Source organism: Mesorhizobium sp. M1004 (genome assembly GCF_040318795.1).
GTDB lineage: Bacteria > Pseudomonadota > Alphaproteobacteria > Rhizobiales > Rhizobiaceae > Mesorhizobium.
The window spans coordinates 123,297-142,208 of record NZ_JAMYNB010000007.1 but is presented as its reverse complement, the minus strand read 5'-3'; the positions used below and the strand labels follow the sequence as shown (position 1 = coordinate 142,208).

Genomic DNA, 18,912 nt, shown 5'->3' with positions numbered 1-18,912 from the left:
TTGTTGCCCCGCAATACGTGGGTTTTGAGACCCTTGCCTTCGGCTACATGCCTGGTCCCACTCGAAAACCCTGCCGACGGGCCTCCCGATCCAGAAAAACGCTTTCCTCGGGTGAAGCGGCGGCTCCGATACGGAAGGTGAAGGACGTCACATGCGTCGCATTGGTGTCGATCCCACAGCGAAAGCGCACATGATACCAAGTCGTCGCGGTACGAAAAGCGGTATCCGGGGCGTCCAGAAGATTGCCGACCTCTAGTGGAATGCTTGGGAGCAATACGGGGCGATAAGCGGCGTCGTTCAGTTGCTGACCCAGAAGATTGGAGCAAAGGTCGGCTACGCGTTGCCCCCGTGGCACGTCGGCCATCGAGTTCGTTGCGAAGGGATCGCCGGTCGCGCCTTTTGAAAAAAGCTTGCGAACACCCGGAAGCCCCGCATACGCTAGTGAGTTGGCCGTGGGGCTTGGCTCTACGGCCTTTGCGCGCGGCGGCTTCGCGGCCTTCGCCGGGCTGGGTTTCGGTGCAGTGTCGGGTCTGGCCTCAGGCGCCTGAGCCGACGCAGGAAGCTCGATCTCACCGCCATCATCAGCCGAAGGTATTGCAGCGGCCGATTCGTGCCTGTCGGCGTCAGGGGCTCCCGCCTCCTGTTTGTCAGCTTCCGGCTTCTCGTCGATGCTGGCTGGCTCCGCCGGCTTTGCAGCGTCGGGCGTCGGTTCAGATCTGCTCTCCGCATCAGTTGGCGTGGCAGCCGGCTTGGGCTCGCTATCCTTGGTCGTGGACGACGCTTGGTCCTGAGCGCTTCTCCCATCCAGCGATTTCCTGGGGCCGGTGTCTTTGTCACCGAACTGGAATGCAGGCTTCAGGACTTTCTCTGACGGCAGGTTGTCCGGCACCGGCTTTTCGACCTTCTTTTCAGGCTGACTTTTGGCTTCGGGTTTCGGCTTCGGCGGTTCGGGCGGCGGGACGAGTGCGACATTGACCGGTTCCTCCTCCTGCGGCTGCTGGGCAGGAACGGGCAGGCCATAGACCAGGAATGCGGTGATGAGCGCATGCAGGACCAGCGATGCGGGCAAGGCCCACAGCAAAGTCCGACGCCGCTCGGATTTCTCGGTCTTCATCCCTCACGATGTGGAGCGAAACTGCGGCGGCATCAAGCGTGGCAACCGTATTGGCGCATTCAGCCGCAGCTCAACAGTGAGGAGACGACGCCTGATTGCTTCTCGCCGCCGGCTCCATTCTCTGCATGCCCGCCTCCAATCTCAGCGTCGCAGGCTGGCGTCGCGGGCACGCTCGCGGAGCTCTTCGCGAGAAAGGCCCGCATCCGCCAATATGCTGTCTGGAAGCCGCCTCAAGCTCGCAAGCGTCTGGCGATAGGCAAGCCAGCGGGCGAAACGGTGTCGAAGTTCATGCAACATGATCGTCTCCTTGGCGAGCGGGATACCCACGTTCTTGGATTGGTCGAAAACGCAAAGCAATCGCGCAAAGCGTATGCACGATCGAACGGATTGCGCTGACTGCCTGGCCAACCGAGGTGCCTGTCATTGTCCCACCAGGGCAGGAATTTCCAGCGCCTCCAACGGCTGCATACTTGCGCGTGATGGCCGCTTCGCGCTACAGCCACGGTCGCAAGGAGTTTTTCATTTCTGCAAAATGGATATTGGCTGGGACGATCTGAGGTTGTTTCTCGACGTTGCGCGGCTGGGTGGCCTGAGCGCGGCGACGGCAACCACGCGCCTCAGCGCAGCCACACTCGGACGACGCGTCACCGCGCTCGAAAAGCAGATCGGCGAAGCGCTGTTCGTACGTCAGCAGACCGGCTACCGGCTAACCCCGGTCGGTGAAGAACTGCTGCGGCGCGCCGAAGACGTCGAAGCAGCAATGCAGTCGCTAACCCGCTGGCGCGAGGGAAACCTGCCCGACCGCATTGTCCGCGTCTCGGCCGGGCCATGGACCTCGGCCTTCGTTTCCACCCATATCGGCGAAATCTGGACCGTCGATGACGGCATCAGGGTGGAACTCGTCACCACCACCGACCGGGTCGACATCGGTCGCCGCGCCGCCGATATCGGCATCCGCAGCGAGCGCCCGACCGAACAGTGGCTGGCCGGCCGTCAGAGCGGCAAGGTCGCGTATGCCATCTATTCCGGACGCCACCTGATCAACGGCATCGCCGCCGGGTTGTTCGTCGGCGTCACCGGCGAAGGGGCAAACATTGCCTCGGCGCGCTGGCTGCAAGCCCATCACGGCGATCGCATCGCCGTGCGCGGCAACAACACCCATTCAGTGCGCGAATTGGTGGCCGCAGGCGCCGGCCTTTCGATCTTTCCGTGCTTCGTCGGTGACAGCGATCCGCGGCTGGTTCGCGTCGCTCATCCTATCCCAGAACTCGAAACCGACCAGTGGATCGTCACCCACCATGAGGAACGCCACTCCCCGCCGGTACGAAAGATTGCCGACCGGATTGCCGCTCTGATGCGGGCCCATCAGCCGCTGTTTCGCGGCAAGATGCCGATCCGCTAAGCGTCAGGCGTCGATCGGCCGCCAGATTCTCAAGGTTCTGGCGCGTGAGGCGGGCGCGTGAAGCTTGGAGGGGTTGGATCCCGGAGATTGTGGATTTTCGCTGGCCAGAATCCGAGCCGATTCCGGAAGATTGAACTGGAGACCCGTTCAAAAGGTCGGCTCATTCAGGCGCATATGGTACAAGTCCCACATCTTGTCTTGCCGCAAAGTTCACCCTCTGATTCCCTGTGCCAAGGCGATAGAACGTGATTCTTGCACCTGGCGTGTTCAAGCGGCGCGTTCCGGGAACTTTTTTGTCGATCAATTCCAAGGAGACAAGACGATGAGCACCGCGGCAAGGCCCGTCATCTCGGAAATGCGGCCGAAGATAACCGTTATTGGTGTCGGCGGTGGCGGCGGCAACGCGGTCAACAACATGATTGCCGAAAATCTGCAGGGTGCGGAGTTCATCGTCGCCAACACCGATGCCCAGGCACTGACCATGTCGAAAGCATCGCGGCTGATCCAGCTGGGTGCCCATGTCACGGAAGGCCTGGGCGCCGGGTCGCTGCCGGCGGTCGGCCGCGCGGCAGCCGAGGAATCGATCGACGAGATCAGGGACCACCTAGCGGGAACCCATATGTGCTTCGTGACCGCCGGCATGGGAGGCGGAACTGGAACCGGTGCCGCGCCCGTCATAGCGAACGCTGCACGGGCAGCCGGCATCCTGACGGTGGCGGTCGTCACCAAGCCGTTCACCTTCGAAGGGAAGCGCCGCATGCAAGCCGCCGAAGAGGGCATCGAGCAGCTTCGCGAATGCGCCGATACCGTGATCGTTATTCCGAACCAGAACCTCTTCAGGATCGCCGACGCAAAGACGACTTTCGCGGACGCCTTCGCCATGGCTGATCGCGTCCTTTATTCCGGCGTCGGCTGCATAACCGATCTCATCGTCAAGGAGGGGCTGATCAATCTCGACTTCGCCGACGTGAAGTCGGTGATGCGCGACATGGGCCGCGCAATGATGGGTACCGGGGAAGCCACGGGCGAGGACCGCGCCAGGAAGGCCGCCGAAGCGGCGATAGCAAACCCACTTCTCGACGAAGCCTCGATGATCGGCGCCAAGGGCGTCCTGGTCTCGATCTCGGGCGGCATGGACATGACGCTGTTCGAAGTCGATGAGGCCGCCACCCGCATCCGCGAGGAGGTCGACGCCGACGCCGACATCATCGTCGGCGCCATATTCGACCGGGCACTCGCCGGAAAATTCAGGGTCTCAGTCGTCGCGACAGGATTGCGGCAGGGCCTGGAGATACCGCAGTAGGCAGGATCCGGGCTGCTGATTTATGACTCTGGTGGACGTGGTCATGGGCTTCGCCACCGAAAAGTCGGCCCGCAAGCCGCACCATTGAACTTGCCGGTGAATTCGCGTTGCCGGCCTAGACACCGAATTGTTTCGAGGCAGCTGCCACGAATGCGCGAACTCGCGTCAGCGCCGCCGCGGAACCGCTCCAACTGCAACCGCGCCGCGAATGCGCTTCGACCCGGATCCCCAACAGGAGGCCATACAGATTGACCGCGGCAGACATTTCGCCTGCGATATGGCCAGCGTCTGCTGACCACATGATCGGCCCTTTCTGATCGGTGATGCGGGCTCGCTGGATATGGCACAATAAAACCGGCATGGGTCAGACGTCGGGAGCATCCAGTGGCGGCCAGCCTCGCAAGCGCTATATCGAAAAAAAACTCAGGTCGACCCGACAGGAGCATACTCCATGGCTGACACGCCGACACCCGATGCTTCGTTTCTCGCGGCCCTGACGACAGAGCATTTCGTGCAGCAGACAGCGATCAGCACGTCCATAAGTGAAATGGCGTCGCGGACGACCATCTACATTATGGCTCTGTCGAGCGCTCTGGTGGCAACGGGCTTTGTTACGCAGTCCTCCGAGTTCTTCCTGCCGTTTGTCGCGGTTGTGCTGCCATCGGTCTTTTTACTGGGTGCCTTTACCGTCTTGAGGTTGGTCGACATCGCCGCTGAGAACATGCAGGCCCATATCGGCATTGCCCGGATCAGAGCCTACTATCGAACTTTGGGCGACGAGGCTGCCTTCCAGTTTTCCAAGGAATTCGGTCGCTGGCCCGAAAATGACGCCGAACCTTCTCTTCGTACTGGGCCACTCCTGGCGTACCTGACCACTGCAGCGACTATGATCGCATTCATAAATGCCATCGTCGCTGCGGCCGGCGTTACTCTGCTTGCGTTTCGTGTCGGTGCAGAACTATTGCTCGCGCTGTGTCTTGGTGCCGGAACAGCAATCGGCTTGATGACGATTTTCTATTTATACCAGCGCCTTCGGACGAAAGGCATGGTCCGCATTGCCAAACCCTATGGTTCTGAAAAGAGCGTGCTTTGAGCGGGTAACGAATGTGGTGTTTGTCTGAACGCCACCGGCATGGCAATTCCGGTCTCATTGACGACCAATGCTCCACGCTCTTCGCGGGCTGTTCGCAATGGCGAGCCCTTTCGGGATCGAGATATTTGCGCAAACTTTTTTGCCCGGCATGCGTTGTTCGTTCTCCGAGCACAGGAGAAAGCCATGCAGACTAAGTCGCAGACTTCAGCTGAAGCCGCCAAGCAACGCCATATCCAGCGTGGTATCGACGCCAAAGACGAGACGAAGAGCAATGGCAAAATGCAACAAGCGATGCAAGCCGGCGCCCGCAAATATCCCGAGCCGCCTTTTCCCGAGCAGCATCAACCCAAACCGGGGCATGAATGGGCGATCGAGCCCGCTCCGCTCTACGATGCGCCTTACTACCTCGGATCGAAAAAACTCGACGACAAGGTAGCGCTTATCACGGGTGGTGATTCCGGCATCGGCCGTTCGGTGGCAGTCTTGTTCGCCCGCGAGGGCGCCGACATTGCGATCGTATACTTGAGTGAAGACAGGGACGCCGAAGCGACCAAAAACGCCGTCGAAAAGGAAGGCCGGCGTTGCATACTGATAAAAGCCGATCTCAGTGAACGCGAGCATTGCCGCAACGCCGTGGCGCTGACGGTCGAAAAATTCGGCAGGATCGACGTGCTGGTCAACAACGCCGCTTTCCAAATCCATTCCAGTGACTTCAACGACCTGACCGAGGAACATTTCGACACGACGCTGAAGACCAATCTTTACGGCTATTTTCATATGGCGCAGGAGAGCGTGCCGCACATGGAGCCGGGCTCCGCGATCATCAATACCGGTTCGGTGACCGGCATCGACGGTTCCAAGCAACTGGTTGACTATTCGATGACCAAGGGCGGCATTCATGCCTTCACGCGAGCGCTTTCGGGCAATCTGATCGGCAAGGGCATCCGGGTAAACGCGGTCGCGCCAGGTCCGGTGTGGACGCCGCTCAACCCTTCGGACAAGGAAGCCGACGACGTCTCGAAATTCGGCGCGGATACGCCGATGAAACGGCCAGCGCAACCGGAAGAACTTGCCCCGGCTTACGTGTTCCTCGCCTCGTCGCATTGCTCGAGTTACATCACGGGAGAGATCCTGCCGGTGGTCGGTGGCTACTGAGGTCGCGGAACGTATTTCGTTGCATTGGGCTACCGAGTAGACGGCACGCGACGACGTCGTCTCCAGGGAGACGCTTGCCGCGCTCGATCGCTTCAAGAAACGCGTGATCGGTGCCGTGCGCCGCCGCTACACGGCACCCGCCACGGCTCCGGAGCAATAGCGCTCCGTGTTGGTCGAAATCCTCGCTCGCGTTTTCAATTTTCTGAATTTCCGCTTGGAACTCTCCCGCCGGCATACCGTTCAAACATCATTGAGCCAGGAGAACGACCATGCCACGAGGCGACAAATCGAAATACAGCGACAAACAGGAACGCACAGCCGACCACATTGCCGCAGGCTATGAGAAGCGCGGTGTTTCCGAGAAGGAATCCGAGCGCCGGGCATGGGCGACCGTCAACAAGGACGATGGCGGCGGCAAGAAAGAAGGCGGCTCGGGTCGTGGTAAACACACCGGACACCCCGCGGCCCACAAGGGTGGGAAAAGCGGCGGCAAGGCATCGGCTTCACGGTCAGCCGAAAGCCGATCGGAATCGGCAAAGAAGGCAGCGGCAACCCGCAAGCGGAATGCCGAGCACCATGCCCATTAACTGCCCCGCAACAGGTTCGGAACGCCATGAAACCCAAGCTCGTCAATCAGGTCAGCGGGCAAAGGACTTTCGTCGTCGTGCTCGACCTCGGCGACGAAGGCTTCGGTGCGCTGACAGCCTTCGCAACCGACCAAAACCTCGGCAGTGCCTCTTTGACTGCGATCGGAGCGTTCGGCGCCGCCTTGATCGATCTTAATGCGTGAGGTTGGCAAGCGCCTACCCGGCTCCTTGGCCATCAAGGGCGGATGTCTCTGTGGCAGGATCCGATTCAGCGCCGGGATCGAACCGAGGGTTCACTACTGCCACTGCGATATGTGCAGACGAGCGACCGGCAGCGCGTTTGCAGTTCTTGCCTGGATGCCCTGCCAAAGCCTGACCTGGAATTCCGGAACGCCAACATATCGAAGGTCTTCGCCGATCGCGCAAAGAGGCTTCTGCCCAGAATGCGGGTCGCCGCTCAGCCTTTGCTATGACGCGTCGCCAACCGAGATCGCGCTGCACGTCGGTACCTTCGATGATCCGGCTCATCTGGAGCCTCGGTACAACTATGGTTCAGCGCAGCGCCTTGGTTGGGTGTGCTGCGGAATAGACCTACCGGACCGCGACACCGAGGAACGCTGGTAGCGCCGCCTGTTGCGAATGACCAAGATTGCCGATCAGGAATGCGGCCCTTTGCGACGTGGCCAGACCGTTGACAACCCCTAAGCGCTAGCCGGTTTTGATCCTTTGGGGGGCCGCATTCTCTATCGCGAGGAAAATCGCTTCGAACAGATCCTCGTCCCGGAAGGGCTTGCCGAGCAAGGGCACGTCGGCTGGCCGATCGGCAATCTCCCGGGCATCGGCATAGCCCGTGATCATGACCGCTGGCCAGTCCGAGCGCAAATTGCGCGCGAAGCGGATCACGTCGACGCCGGATACGAGTGGCATGGCGAAATCGGTGATAATGACGTCGAACTCGTCGGGAGTGCGCTCCATCATGGCCAGCGCCTCCGCCCCTCCTCCCGCGCAGGTCACCTCGAAACCACGCTGGCGAAGGGACTCGGCGGTCAATTGCCGCAAAACATGGCTGTCGTCGATCAGGAGGATTGATGGGTGCTCCATCCCGGCATCGGCGAACGCTCGTTCAATGTCGGGTTCCACCACAGGATCGACCGGCTGTTCGGTCGATCGTGGCAACCAGAGTTGCATGGTAGTTCCGCGGTTGACGACGCTTTCTATGCGAAGTGTCCCACCTGACTGCTTCATGAAGCCGTAGACCGTGCTGAGGCCGAGGCCCGTTCCCTTACCGACCGGCTTGGTGGTGAAGAACGGTTCGACGACCTTGGCGACAAGATCGGGGGGTATGCCGGATCCGGTGTCCTTGACGGCGATCATGACATAGTCGCCCGGCGGAATATCCTCTGTTGGCGTCCCGATCGATCGATTCTGCGCATGCACGGTTATTGTCCCGCCAGAGGGCATGGCGTCACGCGCGTTGAAAACCAGATTCATCAAGGCCAATTCAAGTTGGCCTGCATCGACATGCACCGGCCAGATCGTGTCATCGATCTGCCAGTCGAAACGGATCAACCCCCCCAGCACGGGCGCCACCAATCCGTTCATCGTGTCGTTCAGCGCAGCAAGGCGCACCGCTTCCGGCTTCAGGGTCTGGCGCCGCGAGAATGCCAGCATTCGCGCCACAAGGTCAGCGCCTTGTTTTGCAGAACGCCGCGTCAGGTCGAGTACCTGTTGCGCCTGATCATCCAACGTGGCTCGGCGTTCAAGCAGCCCTAACCCACTGAGAATTGCGGCGAGCAGGTTGTTGAAATCATGCGCCAGGCCGCCGGTTAGCTTGCCGATAGCGTCGATGCGCTGGGATTGAAGCAGCTGATCCTCAAGACCGCGCCGCTCGGTGATGTCAAGCAATGTGCCGATGATTTCCGGTTCACGGCCATCTAAGCCGTCCGACATCACCCCCTGGTCGAGAAAAATGCGATACTCGCCATTGGCGCATTGCCAGCGGAACTCGCACGTATAGGAGCCGGTGGTTTTTGCCGCCAGCAGCGCTTCCCTCAATCGCGGCAGGTCGTCCGGATGAACGCGGCTGAGACCGAACTCTGGATCCGATGTCAGGTATTCAGGCGCAAAGCCGGTCAAGCGCTCGACGCCCTCCGTAACAAAGCGCGCCGCAAAGGGCGGCTCGGCTGCCCGAGCATGAAAGCAGACCGGCAACGAATTCAGGATGGCGTCCTGCCGTTGCTCGGCGCTGCGCAGCGCGCGTTCGGCCTGAAGCTTGTCCTTGTGCGCCTGCAACGCCTGCGCCAATAGTCCCTGCTCGACCTCCGCCTTGCGCTGGATCTCGAGCGTCTTCTCGTGGAGTTCGACGAAAACCGCGACTTTCGAACGCAGCATGATCGGATCGAATGGCTTGAACACATAGTCGACTGCGCCGGCGTCGTAGCCGCGCAGCATATGCGCATCCTCCTTGTTGATGGCGGTCAAGAAGATGATTGGGGTGCGCTTGGATTGCTCGCGCTGGCGGATAAGTGCGGCCGTTTCATACCCGTCCAACCCTGGCATGAGGACATCCAGGAGAATGACGGCGAACTCCTCTTTCAGCAGAAAGCGCAGAGCCTCTTCGCCCGATTGGGCGCAGATGACCTCTCCGATAGTCGCGAGCACTTCGCTGATCGCCAGCAGATTGCGCTCATCGTCGTCCACCGCCAGGATGCGGGCTCTTGCCGGCCCTTCGGCAAGAGCTGCCACCTCAAGTTTCCTTACCCTGTTTCTTGCCAGCTTTTGCATCGAACGGCCGTCAGTTCGCTGCCAGGAGAATTTTTTCCGGGCTCTCGACACGGGATCGGGCACGCCCGATCCAGACACGAAGCAGCGCCAGCAGGAGATCCAGGTCGACGGGTTTGGCGATGTAGTCGGAAGCCCCGGCATCCAGACATTTTTGCCGATCCCCCTTCATCGCCTTTGCGGTGACGGAAATCAGCGGGATATGAGCAATCGCCGGTGTGCCGCGAATCCGCCGCATCGTCTCGTAGCCGTCCATCTCCGGCATCATGATATCGATCAATGCCACGTCGACATCGGGCGCCTGTTCAAGAAGCGCGATGCCATCACGGCCCCGCTCGGCATGCAGAACCTGTATGTCATAGGTCTCCAGAACACTGGTGAGCGAATAGATGTTGCGAATGTCGTCGTCGACGATGAGAACTTTCGCCCCGGCGAGATCGGACTTGCCGTTATGTTCAGTTCCTGCCCAGGCCTCTTGACGACCTTCTCCCGGCAGCGTTGCCGAAATATGCAGCGCCAATTGAGCGAAGTTCTCCGCCCGCGGTGCTTCCGCCAAGGCCGGGTTCAATGCCAGTACCTGTTCAAGCGCGTCCGGGTGAGGCGTAAAGAACAGCAGCTGCGGCAAGGCTTCGCCGAATTGGCCGGTGATCTCGTCCAGCGCCTTTGCGTTGTCCTTGGCGGAGCGTCCAAAGCCGAGCACGACGGCATCATAGGAGGCGAGGCCAACGTCTTCTGCATTTGCCGCAACACGACCGATCGCGGTGACCGACGTTACGCCGTCGCGGATTGCCTCGACCAGCGCCAGACGCCGCTCCGGGTCAGGGTCCACGACCAGAACGCGGCGCTGAACGCGGAGCTTCTTCGAGTGGATATCCTGAAACACCTTCATCAGCTCGTCCGAGGAAACGGGCTTGGTGGAAATGCTGGACGCCCCCTTGCGTGCGAGACTGTCGATGTCTTCGGCACCCGAGATGACATGGATGGGAATTCCCCTCGTCTTCTGGTCATGCCGCAGCAGATCGAAAAGCACCCAGCCATCGATATCCGAAAGTCCGAGATCAAGTGTGATTGCGTCGGGAACGAGCTTGCGGGCCAATGCCAGCGTGCCGGAACCTGCAGTCGACAGAACGCCTTTCAGCCCGGCCGACCGGGCGAGGCCAAGCAGCAACCCGCCAAAGGTCGGATCGTCTTCGACGATCAACACGATCCGATCGGTGGGTAGGATTGAATCGCGGTCGTCGATCAGCTCTGCCGAGGGCGGACTGCTGAGCAGAGCTGTCGCAGCAACTGCCTCCGCCGCCGGAGCCAAGGTCGACTGTACTGTCGTCACGCGGGGGCCGTCGAACGGGATGATGAGGGTAAATGTCGACCCCTTACCCGGCGTGCTTTCGACCCGCAATTCGCCGCCAAGCAAGCGAGCGATCTCGCGGCTGATCGAGAGCCCAAGGCCGGTGCCGCCATACTTGCGGCTGGTGGTGCCGTCGGCCTGCTGGAAGGCCTCGAAAATCAGCTTCTGTTTGTCTTCTGGAATGCCAATGCCGGTGTCGGTGACGGCGATCGCGAGAGCCTTCACCGGCTGCGTCGCGCCATTGCGGCGGCCGGCCTTTTCAACCCGGAAGTTCAGGCTGACCTCGCCTTCCGAGGTGAATTTGAATGCGTTGGAAAGCAGGTTGAGGACAATCTGCTGCAAGCGTTTCTCATCTGTGCGGACCGTGTCGGGAAGCGCCGGATCGACCTTGATGGTGAAGCCAAGTCCCTTGTCGGCTGCCAGCTGACGAAAAGTTCGTTCCATATGCTGGCGAAGATGCGTCACCGGCATATCGTTGATGTCGATGGAAACAGTGCCCGACTCGATCTTCGACAGATCGAGGATATCGTTGATGAGGCTGAGAAGATCGGTTCCTGCCGAATTGATGGTGCGGGCGAACTCTACCTGTTTTTCGTTGAGGTTGCCGTGCTGATTGGTCGCCAGCAGGTTTGACAAAATGAGCAGCGAATTGAGCGGCGTGCGCAGTTCGTGGCTCATATTGGCCAGGAATTCGGATTTGTATTTCGACGTGAGCGCCAGTTGCTCGGCTTTTTCCTCCAGCGCGCGTCGCGCCATCTCGATTTCGAGATTCTTGTTTTCGACCTGCTTCTTTTCGTTCTCGAGCAGCTGCGCCTTTTCCTGCAGCTCCTCGTTCGTCGCATGCAGCTCTTCCTGCTTTTTTGTCAGCTCGGTTTGACGCGCTTGCAATTCCGACGTCAGCAGTTGCGACTGCTTGAGCAGGCCCTCCGTGCGCATCGTCGCAGCGATTGTGTTGAGAACGATGCCGACGGATTCCATGAGCTGGTTGAGGAACGACTGGTGTGTGTCACGAAACTCGCCGAACGAGGCGAGCTCGATGACGGCTTTGACTTCATCCTCGAACAGAGCAGGCAGGATGATGACATTGGCTGGCGAGGCGCTGCCAAGACCAGATGTGACCCGAAGGAATTCTGGCGGCACATTGTCCAGCATGATGGCGCGCTTGTCGGCGGCACTTTGCCCAACCAGGCCCTCTCGCAGATCAAGCCGCTGCTTGATGGCAGCTTTGCTCTCGGCGCCATAGGAAGCCGCCAGCTCAAGATAGGATTCCTCCTCGTCGCGATTGGTGACGTAGAACACCCCATACTGGGCGTTCACCAGAGGAGCGAGTTCGGACATGATGAGCCGCGAGACGGTGGCAAGGTCGCGCTCGCCTTGCAGCATGCGCGAAAACCGGGCGAGATTGGTCTTCAACCAGTCCTGCTCGGCATTCTTCAGCGTCTGATCCTTCAGATTGCGGATCATTTCGTTGATGTTGTCTTTCAGCGCGGCGACCTCGCCGGAGGCTTCGACGCTGATCGAACGGGTAAGATCGCCCTTGGTCACCGCCGTCGAAACCTCGGCGATGGCACGCACCTGGGTGGTCAGATTGGCAGCGAGTTGATTGACATTGTCGGTGAGGTCGCGCCAGAGGCCGGCGGCACCTGGCACACGCGCCTGACCACCGAGCTTGCCCTCGATGCCCACCTCACGGGCGACGTTGGTCACCTGGTCGGCAAAGGTGGCAAGCGTCTCGATCATGCCGTTGATGGTGTCGGCCAGCAGGGCGATCTCTCCCTTCGCGTCGACCGTCAGTTTGCGCCTGAGATTGCCTTGCGCGACCGCCGTCACGACATCGGCGATGCCGCGCACCTGATTGGTCAAGTTCGTCGCCATCAGGTTGACGTTGTCGGTCAGGTCCTTCCAGGTCCCGGCAACACCTTCGACGCGCGCCTGGCCACCAAGCTTGCCCTCGGTGCCAACCTCACGCGCGACTCGGGTGACCTCGCCGGCGAAGGAGTTCAACTGGTCCACCATGGTGTTGATGGTCGACTTGAGCTCCAGGATTTCGCCCTTCACATCGACGGTGATCTTCTTCGACAGGTCGCCGCGCGCCACGGCGGTCGTGACTTCGGCGATGTTGCGCACCTGGCCGGTCAGATTCTCGGCCATCGAGTTCACATTGTCTGTGAGATCCTTCCACGTGCCGGCAACGCCGCGCACCTGCGCCTGGCCTCCCAACTTGCCTTCCGTGCCGACCTCGCGTGCCACGCGCGTGACTTCCGAAGCGAAGGAATTAAGCTGGTCCACCATTGTGTTGATGGTGTCCTTCAGCTCCAGGATCTCGCCGCGGACATCGACGGTGATCTTCTTCGAAAGGTCCCCGAGCGCCACGGCGGTGGTCACCTCGGCGATGTTGCGCACCTGGCCGGTCAGGTTGGCCGCCATGGCGTTGACGTTTTCGGTCAGATCCTTCCACGTGCCGCCGATGCCGCGCACCTGGGCCTGGCCGCCGAGCTTGCCATCGGAGCCGACCTCGCGCGCCACACGTGTCACTTCCGAAGCGAAGGAATTGAGCTGGTCGACCATCGTGTTGATGACGTCCTTGATCTGCAAGATCTCGCCCAGCGCGTCGACGGTGATCTTCTGGGTCAAGTCGCCGGTCGCTATGGCCGTTGCCACCTTCGACACGTCACGCAACTGCACCGTCAAATTGCCGGCCATGGCGTTGACGTTGTCGGTCAGATCCTTCCAGGTGCCACCGACGCCTTCGACATGCGCCTGGCCACCAAGCTTGCCTTCCGATCCCACTTCGCGGGCCACACGCGTGACCTCAGAGGCGAAGGAGTTCAGTTGGTCGACCATCGTGTTGACGGTGTCCTTGAGCTCCAGGATCTCGCCTTTGACGTCGACGGTGATCTTCTTCGACAGGTCGCCGCGCGCCACGGCGGTGGTGACTTCTGCGATGTTTCGAACCTGGCCAGTCAGGTTGGCGGCCATGAGATTGACGTTGTCGGTCAAATCCTTCCATGTGCCGCCGACGCCCCTCACCTCTGCCTGGCCGCCCAGCTTGCCTTCGGTGCCGACCTCGCGTGCCACGCGCGTCACTTCCGAGGCAAAGGAGTTCAGTTGGTCGACCATCGTGTTGATGGTGTCCTTGAGTTCCAGGATTTCGCCTTGCACGGCGACCGTGATCTTCTTGGACAGATCGCCCGACGCGACCGCCGTGGTCACCTCGGCGATATTGCGCACCTGACCGGTCAGGTTCTCGGCCATCGAGTTGACGTTGTCGGTGAGGTCCTTCCAGGTGCCGGCGACGCCGCGCACCTGCGCCTGGCCGCCAAGCTTGCCTTCGGTGCCAACCTCGCGTGCCACGCGCGTGACCTCGCCCGCGAATGAATTCAGCTGGTCCACCATCGTGTTTATCGTGGATTTCAGCTCGAGAATCTCGCCCTTCACGTCCACCGTAATCTTCTTCGACAGGTCGCCCAAAGCCACCGCGGTCGTCACTTCGGCGATGTTGCGCACCTGGCCAGTCAGGTTCTCGGCCATGGAATTCACATTGTCGGTCAGATCCTTCCACGTACCACCAACACCCTCAACGCGCGCCTGGCCGCCAAGCTTGCCTTCAGTGCCGACCTCGCGCGCCACGCGCGTCACTTCCGAAGCGAAGGAATTAAGCTGGTCCACCATCGTGTTGATGGTGTTCTTCAGTTCTAGGATTTCGCCCTTGACATCGACTGTGATCTTCTTCGACAGGTCGCCCGACGCGACCGCGGTCGTAACCTCCGCGATGTTGCGCACTTGCCCGGTCAGGTTCGTGGCCATCGCGTTGACGTTGTCGGTCAGATCTTTCCACGTGCCGGCGACGCCCTTGACCCGGGCTTGGCCGCCGAGCTTGCCTTCCGTACCGACCTCGCGCGCCACGCGCGTCACCTCGGAGGCGAAGGAGGCCAACTGGCCGACCATGGTGTTGACGATCTTGCCGATGCGCAGGAATTCGCCACGCAGCGGTCGGCCATCAATTTCGACCATCATGGTCTGCGACAGGTCGCCCTTGGCGACGGCGCCGATAACGCGCGCAACCTCAGCCGTTGGCTGAACCATGTCTTCTATGAGATCATTGACTGAACGGACACTGGATTCCCAACTGCCGGTGGCATTGCGAACCCGGCCGCGCTCGCCTATCCGCCCTTCCTTGCCGACGACCCGGCTCAAGCGCTCGAACTCACGCGTCACTTGGTCGTTGAGGTCAGCGATCTCATTGAAAGTCTCAGCTATCTCGGAATCGAGGCCTTCATAAACATTGTCGATGCGGACGGAGAAATCGCCGCGCCGGAAGGCTTTCAGAGAATTCAGGATGCTTCGACGGTCCAATTGCTTCTTGGATGCCTGCACGGTCACAGCGCCACTCCCAGCCCTATGGATTTATACGGATAAAGTTGCCCCCGCGGCCAATGGTGGATCGCGCCGCGAGACCCCAAACGCCGCATTTTCAATTTTGTTCCATCGTGCCGTGAAATTCCAGGCCGACGATTGCGCCTTGGTTTGAACGCCGGATTTCATGATGCGGTTGCGATTTATCGGGCTTCAGCCGACCACGACACGTCATCGCCGTTTGCCATTGCCAGAGAGGCATGAATTGCGTTGCGCAACTCGGAAGGCGAGGCAGGCTTTGCGACCCATGTCCCGTGAAGGAAAATCGGATCGTGAAAACCCAAATTGGCGTAGCTTGCCGAATGGACGACAAAGGGGATGTTTCGGGCGTCAAGCAACGTAGCTATTCGTTCGAGCGCGATAAACGCCTCGTCTTCCAAAATCGCAACGGACCTATGGTGGTCCAATTATCGCAGTCCTTTGCTCTCCGAAGCGATCGGCAGCGCAGCACGCCGCCTGACCGGTTCCACCCGGTGGTCGAAGCTCACGGCAATTTTCTTGCCGGACATGGCATGGACCATAAGCCCGACCAATTCCTCGTCGTCGCAGCGACACTCAGGAAACCTTGCGCGGATTTCATCGACCGCAAACGCCGTCGAGATAATGTCGTCAGCGCGATAGCCAGAGATCACCGCGTAGACTGCGCTATAGGTTTCAAGGTCAATGACTTCGGTTTTCAGCACATCATCCTCCCTGCGGAAGGCCGACCGCAGAGGCGCCGGATGTCTCGCAAAGATTGCTAGATGCCGGCATCGAGTCTTCGGCGCTGTATCCTGTTCATTCTATGACGGTTGGCCGCGCTGTCGATAGCTCTGCAAGGCTTTGTACGCTTCCAGACACTGATTCACGCGAGCGACCAGATCAGGCAATCGTGCCGTTCATATCCGTTTTCCGGTTCACTGTAGCCGTCCGCCAACTGAAACAGTCCGCCCGACCAGAATGACGATTGTCGGCCCTTTCACTTGAAGCCCCCCAGATCAGCGAGTGAGTTGTGGCCAACACTCCAACACCTCCGCCATGCTGGCCGCCTCAATCTGCTCACTGAAGCGGGAATGGTAGACTTCCATCAGTGCGTCATGGGTCCGGTCGGCAGAGCTGCAGATGGCATCGGTGACGAGAATGACGCGAAAGCCACGATCGATGGCGCCAAGCACAGTCGCGAGAACGCAAACGTCGGTTTCGCCACCCGTGATCACGAGCGCACGCACGCCGGAGCCACTCAGCAGCGCGTCGAGCCGCCCCTCGGTCCAGGGCGAATAGACGTGTTTGTCGACCACCGTCGCCGGCGGTACAAATCGTGCAAGTTGAGGCATCAGCTCGATCAGGCGCGGATCGATGTTGGAAAGGGTTACCTCCGCCCACCGACGATAGTAGTTTGCCCACATTCCCGGCGCCTCGCCCGGGCGGGCGGCAGGAATGAAGCGCGTGAACAGGGTACGGCTGGCATGTCTGGCGACCAGTTCTTCGATCGCCGGGACCACCTTTTCAGCCCACGGCACGGGCCAAGGTCCACCCGGCGCAAACAGGCGCTGCATGTCGACGCACAGATGCAGGCCATCGTCGCCTATTGGTCCGTGAATCAATCCTTGGGCGGCCACTGGTGGATTCCGTCGGGTTTGGGTTACTGGCCTGCCTGCCGCGCTGCATCGGCCTCAGCCACATCAACAGTGTAAAGCAATTCACCGTTTTCGTTGGATACCCTCACAAGCCAGCCGGACAGAGCGTCCGTGCCAGGCTGCAGGTCGGCGAGAAGATCGATTGCGCAGCGGATAGCTTCGGACCGGGCCGCCTCAAGGCTCGCCATCCTCGACGGCGGTATGCGTCGGCTGGTTTCGCCATCGCGATACTCAAAGACATATACGTCGCCGGCGCCATCGCTTGCAGAGGTTATCTCGACCTGGTCGAAATTGCCGTTGCTGCTCGCGTCATATTCATTGGCTGCGAGATCAAAGGTCGCTGTCTGGACCAGGATTGCCTTTGCGCGGGCAAGCACGTCATCTTCAGCTTGTATCCCGACGTTTGCCATGTCCACCGTAACGCAGTCGCCGCCCTCGCCGCAAAATATCACCCGGCGAACCGACTGCCCGTCTGGCGCCCTGGCATTCACCACTTCGGTCCGAACGACTTGCATGACACTCTCCTGCCCGTGTCTGACAATGTTCATGGTGCGCTTTCGGTTCCTGCGGATGCAGGCGCCGGCCCGGCTGTCGAGACTGACAGGACTTCCCCACCGGACATTCACGGTGCACCGAGCCCCCGCCGCAGGAACAATTCGAACGGAAACGCGTTGCTCTAGCTGGAAACGGGATAAGCGCAAAATGGCCGCGCCACGTGCTGCCTGGAAGGGCTTCTTGAAGGTTGGTTCGGTTACTTGCGGCGTGAAGATTGTCGGCGCAACCAGCGAAGCATCCAAGATCCATTTCAAGATTTTGAACCGCAAGGACGGTCTGCCGGTCAGGAGCGTCTACGCCGACGAGGAGACCGGAAAGCTGGTGGATGCAGCGGATCAGGTGAAGGGTTTCGAGATCGAAAAGGACGAATTTCTCCAGATCGAACCTGACGACATAAAGGCGTTGAAGCTGACGTCGAAGCACACGCTCGAAGTCGGCGAATTCGTATCGATTGACGATATCGATACGCGCTATCTCGAGAAGCCCTACTATCTGATCCCGGCCGACGGCGCCGCAATCGAAGCATACGGAGTGATCCGCGATGCCATGAAGAACAAGGGCGTGGCCGCTCGATCCTGCGTGGTGCTCTACCAGCGCGGCCGCGAAGTGCTGATTCAGCCCTATGGCAAGGGGATGGTGATGACCGAGCTTCGCAACCACAACGAAATGGTTTCGGAAAGCACTGTGTTCGATGGATTGGCCAAGCAGAAATACGACCCCGATCTGCTCGAAATCGCCGGCATGCTTATTGACAAAAAAGTGACGACCTTCGATCCCTCGAAATTTGAAGACACCTATGAAGACGCGCTGATCGCCATGATCGATGCAAAGCGCAAAGGCAAGAAGCTGCCGAAGCCCGCACCAAGGCCACAGGAGAATGTCATCAACCTCGCTGAGGTGCTGAAGAAGAGCCTCAAACAGGAAGGGCTGGCGAGATCCACAAAGAGAGCCTCACCGAAACGCAAGACAGCATAGTTGATAACTGCCCAGCCAGAAGGTCCGCACAGCAGCCCCAGCCGCCCCTAAATCGTTTGGAACAATTCTCGCGGTTGCCCGTTGGCCACCAAGGACGATGCCTTACGGCCGAGATCAAGAACGTCGACAGGGCAGTCCTCAAAGAGCCAGATGCAGCGGATGCCAACATTGCGCTCAAAGGAGCCGGAACGCAGGACTCTGATCGAGCGCCGACAAGCCCCAGGACCGCCGGCCATCGGTAAAAATACATGGGGTGTGAAAAGACCCTTTCGCCTCCAGACGCGGCGACGCGCGACCTGTGGCGGCCGAACCCACGCCCAAGCGAAACCCGGAGAATAGATGTGCCCCCCAAACCAGAGCCAACCGAAGAGCCGCCAGTGGATGCGCCGACGTGGACGCCGGACATACGCGAGCCTGAGCCGGATCTTCTTCCCGACGAAGTGCCAGTTCCTAATCCGGACGAGAACCGTGATCCGCCAAAGCGAGGCGTGGTGACAGACTGAACAACGGGTTTGGTCCGGCATCCTCCTGCAAAGGCGTTTATCTCGGCGCCGGGTTCATGATCGC

At 60.2% G+C, this 18,912-nt stretch carries 15 protein-coding genes; 8 read left to right on the top strand and 7 right to left on the bottom strand.

All coding sequences use genetic code 11. The features are described from left to right. Window positions 1–43: 43 nt before the first annotated feature. Window positions 44–1,114 carry a DUF930 domain-containing protein gene (locus NKH54_RS16605; protein ID WP_050485629.1) on the bottom strand — a complete coding sequence of 357 codons (1,071 nt, stop codon included), beginning with the start codon at window positions 1,112–1,114 and terminating at the stop codon, window positions 44–46. A gap of 141 nt (window positions 1,115–1,255) precedes the next feature. Next, window positions 1,256–1,411, bottom strand: coding sequence for a YjiS-like domain-containing protein (locus tag NKH54_RS16600; RefSeq protein WP_023681184.1), 156 nt, complete (start codon window positions 1,409–1,411; stop codon window positions 1,256–1,258). Between the two features lie 235 nt (window positions 1,412–1,646). On the opposite strand from NKH54_RS16600, the gene NKH54_RS16595 reads away from it, so the two are divergent. From NKH54_RS16595 to NKH54_RS16565, 7 genes are all read left to right on the top strand, one after another. Further along, window positions 1,647–2,516, top strand: a complete 870-nt coding sequence (locus NKH54_RS16595) for a LysR family transcriptional regulator (protein ID WP_023668092.1) — start codon at window positions 1,647–1,649, stop codon at window positions 2,514–2,516. 322 nt (window positions 2,517–2,838) lie between these two features. Next, a complete protein-coding gene (gene ftsZ, locus NKH54_RS16590) occupies window positions 2,839–3,819 on the top strand; it encodes a cell division protein FtsZ (RefSeq protein WP_023702103.1) in 981 nt (326 codons plus the stop codon). A 451-nt stretch (window positions 3,820–4,270) separates the two neighbouring features. Continuing rightward, window positions 4,271–4,912 (top strand): hypothetical protein, encoded by a 642-nt coding sequence (locus tag NKH54_RS16585; RefSeq protein ID WP_023691383.1) that lies wholly within the window; start codon window positions 4,271–4,273, stop codon window positions 4,910–4,912. Between the two features lie 183 nt (window positions 4,913–5,095). Further along, window positions 5,096–6,067: an SDR family oxidoreductase gene (locus NKH54_RS16580; RefSeq protein WP_352668372.1), complete on the top strand. Its 972-nt coding sequence runs from the start codon at window positions 5,096–5,098 to the stop codon at window positions 6,065–6,067. A gap of 269 nt (window positions 6,068–6,336) precedes the next feature. Then, window positions 6,337–6,654: a hypothetical protein gene (locus NKH54_RS16575; protein ID WP_023704644.1), complete on the top strand. Its 318-nt coding sequence runs from the start codon at window positions 6,337–6,339 to the stop codon at window positions 6,652–6,654. 26 nt (window positions 6,655–6,680) lie between these two features. Further along, on the top strand, window positions 6,681–6,857 hold the full coding sequence (locus NKH54_RS16570) for a PCC domain-containing protein (RefSeq protein ID WP_023704643.1): 177 nt from the start codon (window positions 6,681–6,683) through the stop codon (window positions 6,855–6,857). Next, window positions 6,850–7,278, top strand: coding sequence for a GFA family protein (locus tag NKH54_RS16565; RefSeq protein ID WP_081839719.1), 429 nt, complete (start codon window positions 6,850–6,852; stop codon window positions 7,276–7,278). Before NKH54_RS16570 ends, NKH54_RS16565 begins: the two co-directional genes overlap by 8 nt. An 84-nt stretch (window positions 7,279–7,362) precedes the next feature. On the opposite strand, the gene NKH54_RS16560 is transcribed toward NKH54_RS16565, so the two are convergent. From NKH54_RS16560 to NKH54_RS16540, 5 genes are all read right to left on the bottom strand, one after another. Then, window positions 7,363–9,399, bottom strand: coding sequence for a PAS domain-containing hybrid sensor histidine kinase/response regulator (locus NKH54_RS16560; RefSeq protein WP_245265500.1), 2,037 nt, complete (start codon window positions 9,397–9,399; stop codon window positions 7,363–7,365). Window positions 9,400–9,448: 49 nt separating this feature from the next. Next, window positions 9,449–15,160 carry a HAMP domain-containing protein gene (locus tag NKH54_RS16555; RefSeq protein WP_031198412.1) on the bottom strand — a complete coding sequence of 1,904 codons (5,712 nt, stop codon included), beginning with the start codon at window positions 15,158–15,160 and terminating at the stop codon, window positions 9,449–9,451. Window positions 15,161–15,606: 446 nt separating this feature from the next. Continuing rightward, window positions 15,607–15,882 carry a hypothetical protein gene (locus tag NKH54_RS16550; RefSeq protein ID WP_023725485.1) on the bottom strand — a complete coding sequence of 92 codons (276 nt, stop codon included), beginning with the start codon at window positions 15,880–15,882 and terminating at the stop codon, window positions 15,607–15,609. Between the two features lie 294 nt (window positions 15,883–16,176). Continuing rightward, entirely contained in the window at window positions 16,177–16,797 is a 621-nt protein-coding gene (locus NKH54_RS16545; RefSeq protein ID WP_353028573.1) for a cysteine hydrolase family protein, read from the bottom strand. Window positions 16,798–16,820: 23 nt separating this feature from the next. Next, on the bottom strand, window positions 16,821–17,363 hold the full coding sequence (locus NKH54_RS16540; RefSeq protein WP_353028572.1) for a DUF6894 family protein: 543 nt from the start codon (window positions 17,361–17,363) through the stop codon (window positions 16,821–16,823). Here NKH54_RS16540 and ku point away from each other — a divergent pair. After that, window positions 17,356–18,345 (top strand): non-homologous end joining protein Ku, encoded by a 990-nt coding sequence (ku, locus tag NKH54_RS16535; protein WP_502907537.1) that lies wholly within the window; start codon window positions 17,356–17,358, stop codon window positions 18,343–18,345. The two genes, NKH54_RS16540 and ku, sit on opposite strands and share 8 nt — an antisense overlap. Window positions 18,346–18,912 lie beyond the last annotated feature (567 nt).

Coding starts and splice junctions, on each gene's coding strand:
- NKH54_RS16605 (WP_050485629.1), bottom strand. CDS start 1,114: ATGAAGACCGAGAAATCCGAGCGGCGTCGGACTTTGCTGTGGGCCTTG.
- NKH54_RS16600 (WP_023681184.1), bottom strand. CDS start 1,411: ATGTTGCATGAACTTCGACACCGTTTCGCCCGCTGGCTTGCCTATCGC.
- NKH54_RS16595 (WP_023668092.1), top strand. CDS start 1,647: ATGGATATTGGCTGGGACGATCTGAGGTTGTTTCTCGACGTTGCGCGG.
- ftsZ (WP_023702103.1), top strand. CDS start 2,839: ATGAGCACCGCGGCAAGGCCCGTCATCTCGGAAATGCGGCCGAAGATA.
- NKH54_RS16585 (WP_023691383.1), top strand. CDS start 4,271: ATGGCTGACACGCCGACACCCGATGCTTCGTTTCTCGCGGCCCTGACG.
- NKH54_RS16580 (WP_352668372.1), top strand. CDS start 5,096: ATGCAGACTAAGTCGCAGACTTCAGCTGAAGCCGCCAAGCAACGCCAT.
- NKH54_RS16575 (WP_023704644.1), top strand. CDS start 6,337: ATGCCACGAGGCGACAAATCGAAATACAGCGACAAACAGGAACGCACA.
- NKH54_RS16570 (WP_023704643.1), top strand. CDS start 6,681: ATGAAACCCAAGCTCGTCAATCAGGTCAGCGGGCAAAGGACTTTCGTC.
- NKH54_RS16565 (WP_081839719.1), top strand. CDS start 6,850: ATGCGTGAGGTTGGCAAGCGCCTACCCGGCTCCTTGGCCATCAAGGGC.
- ku (WP_502907537.1), top strand. CDS start 17,356: ATGTTCATGGTGCGCTTTCGGTTCCTGCGGATGCAGGCGCCGGCCCGG.
- NKH54_RS16540 (WP_353028572.1), bottom strand. CDS start 17,363: ATGAACATTGTCAGACACGGGCAGGAGAGTGTCATGCAAGTCGTTCGG.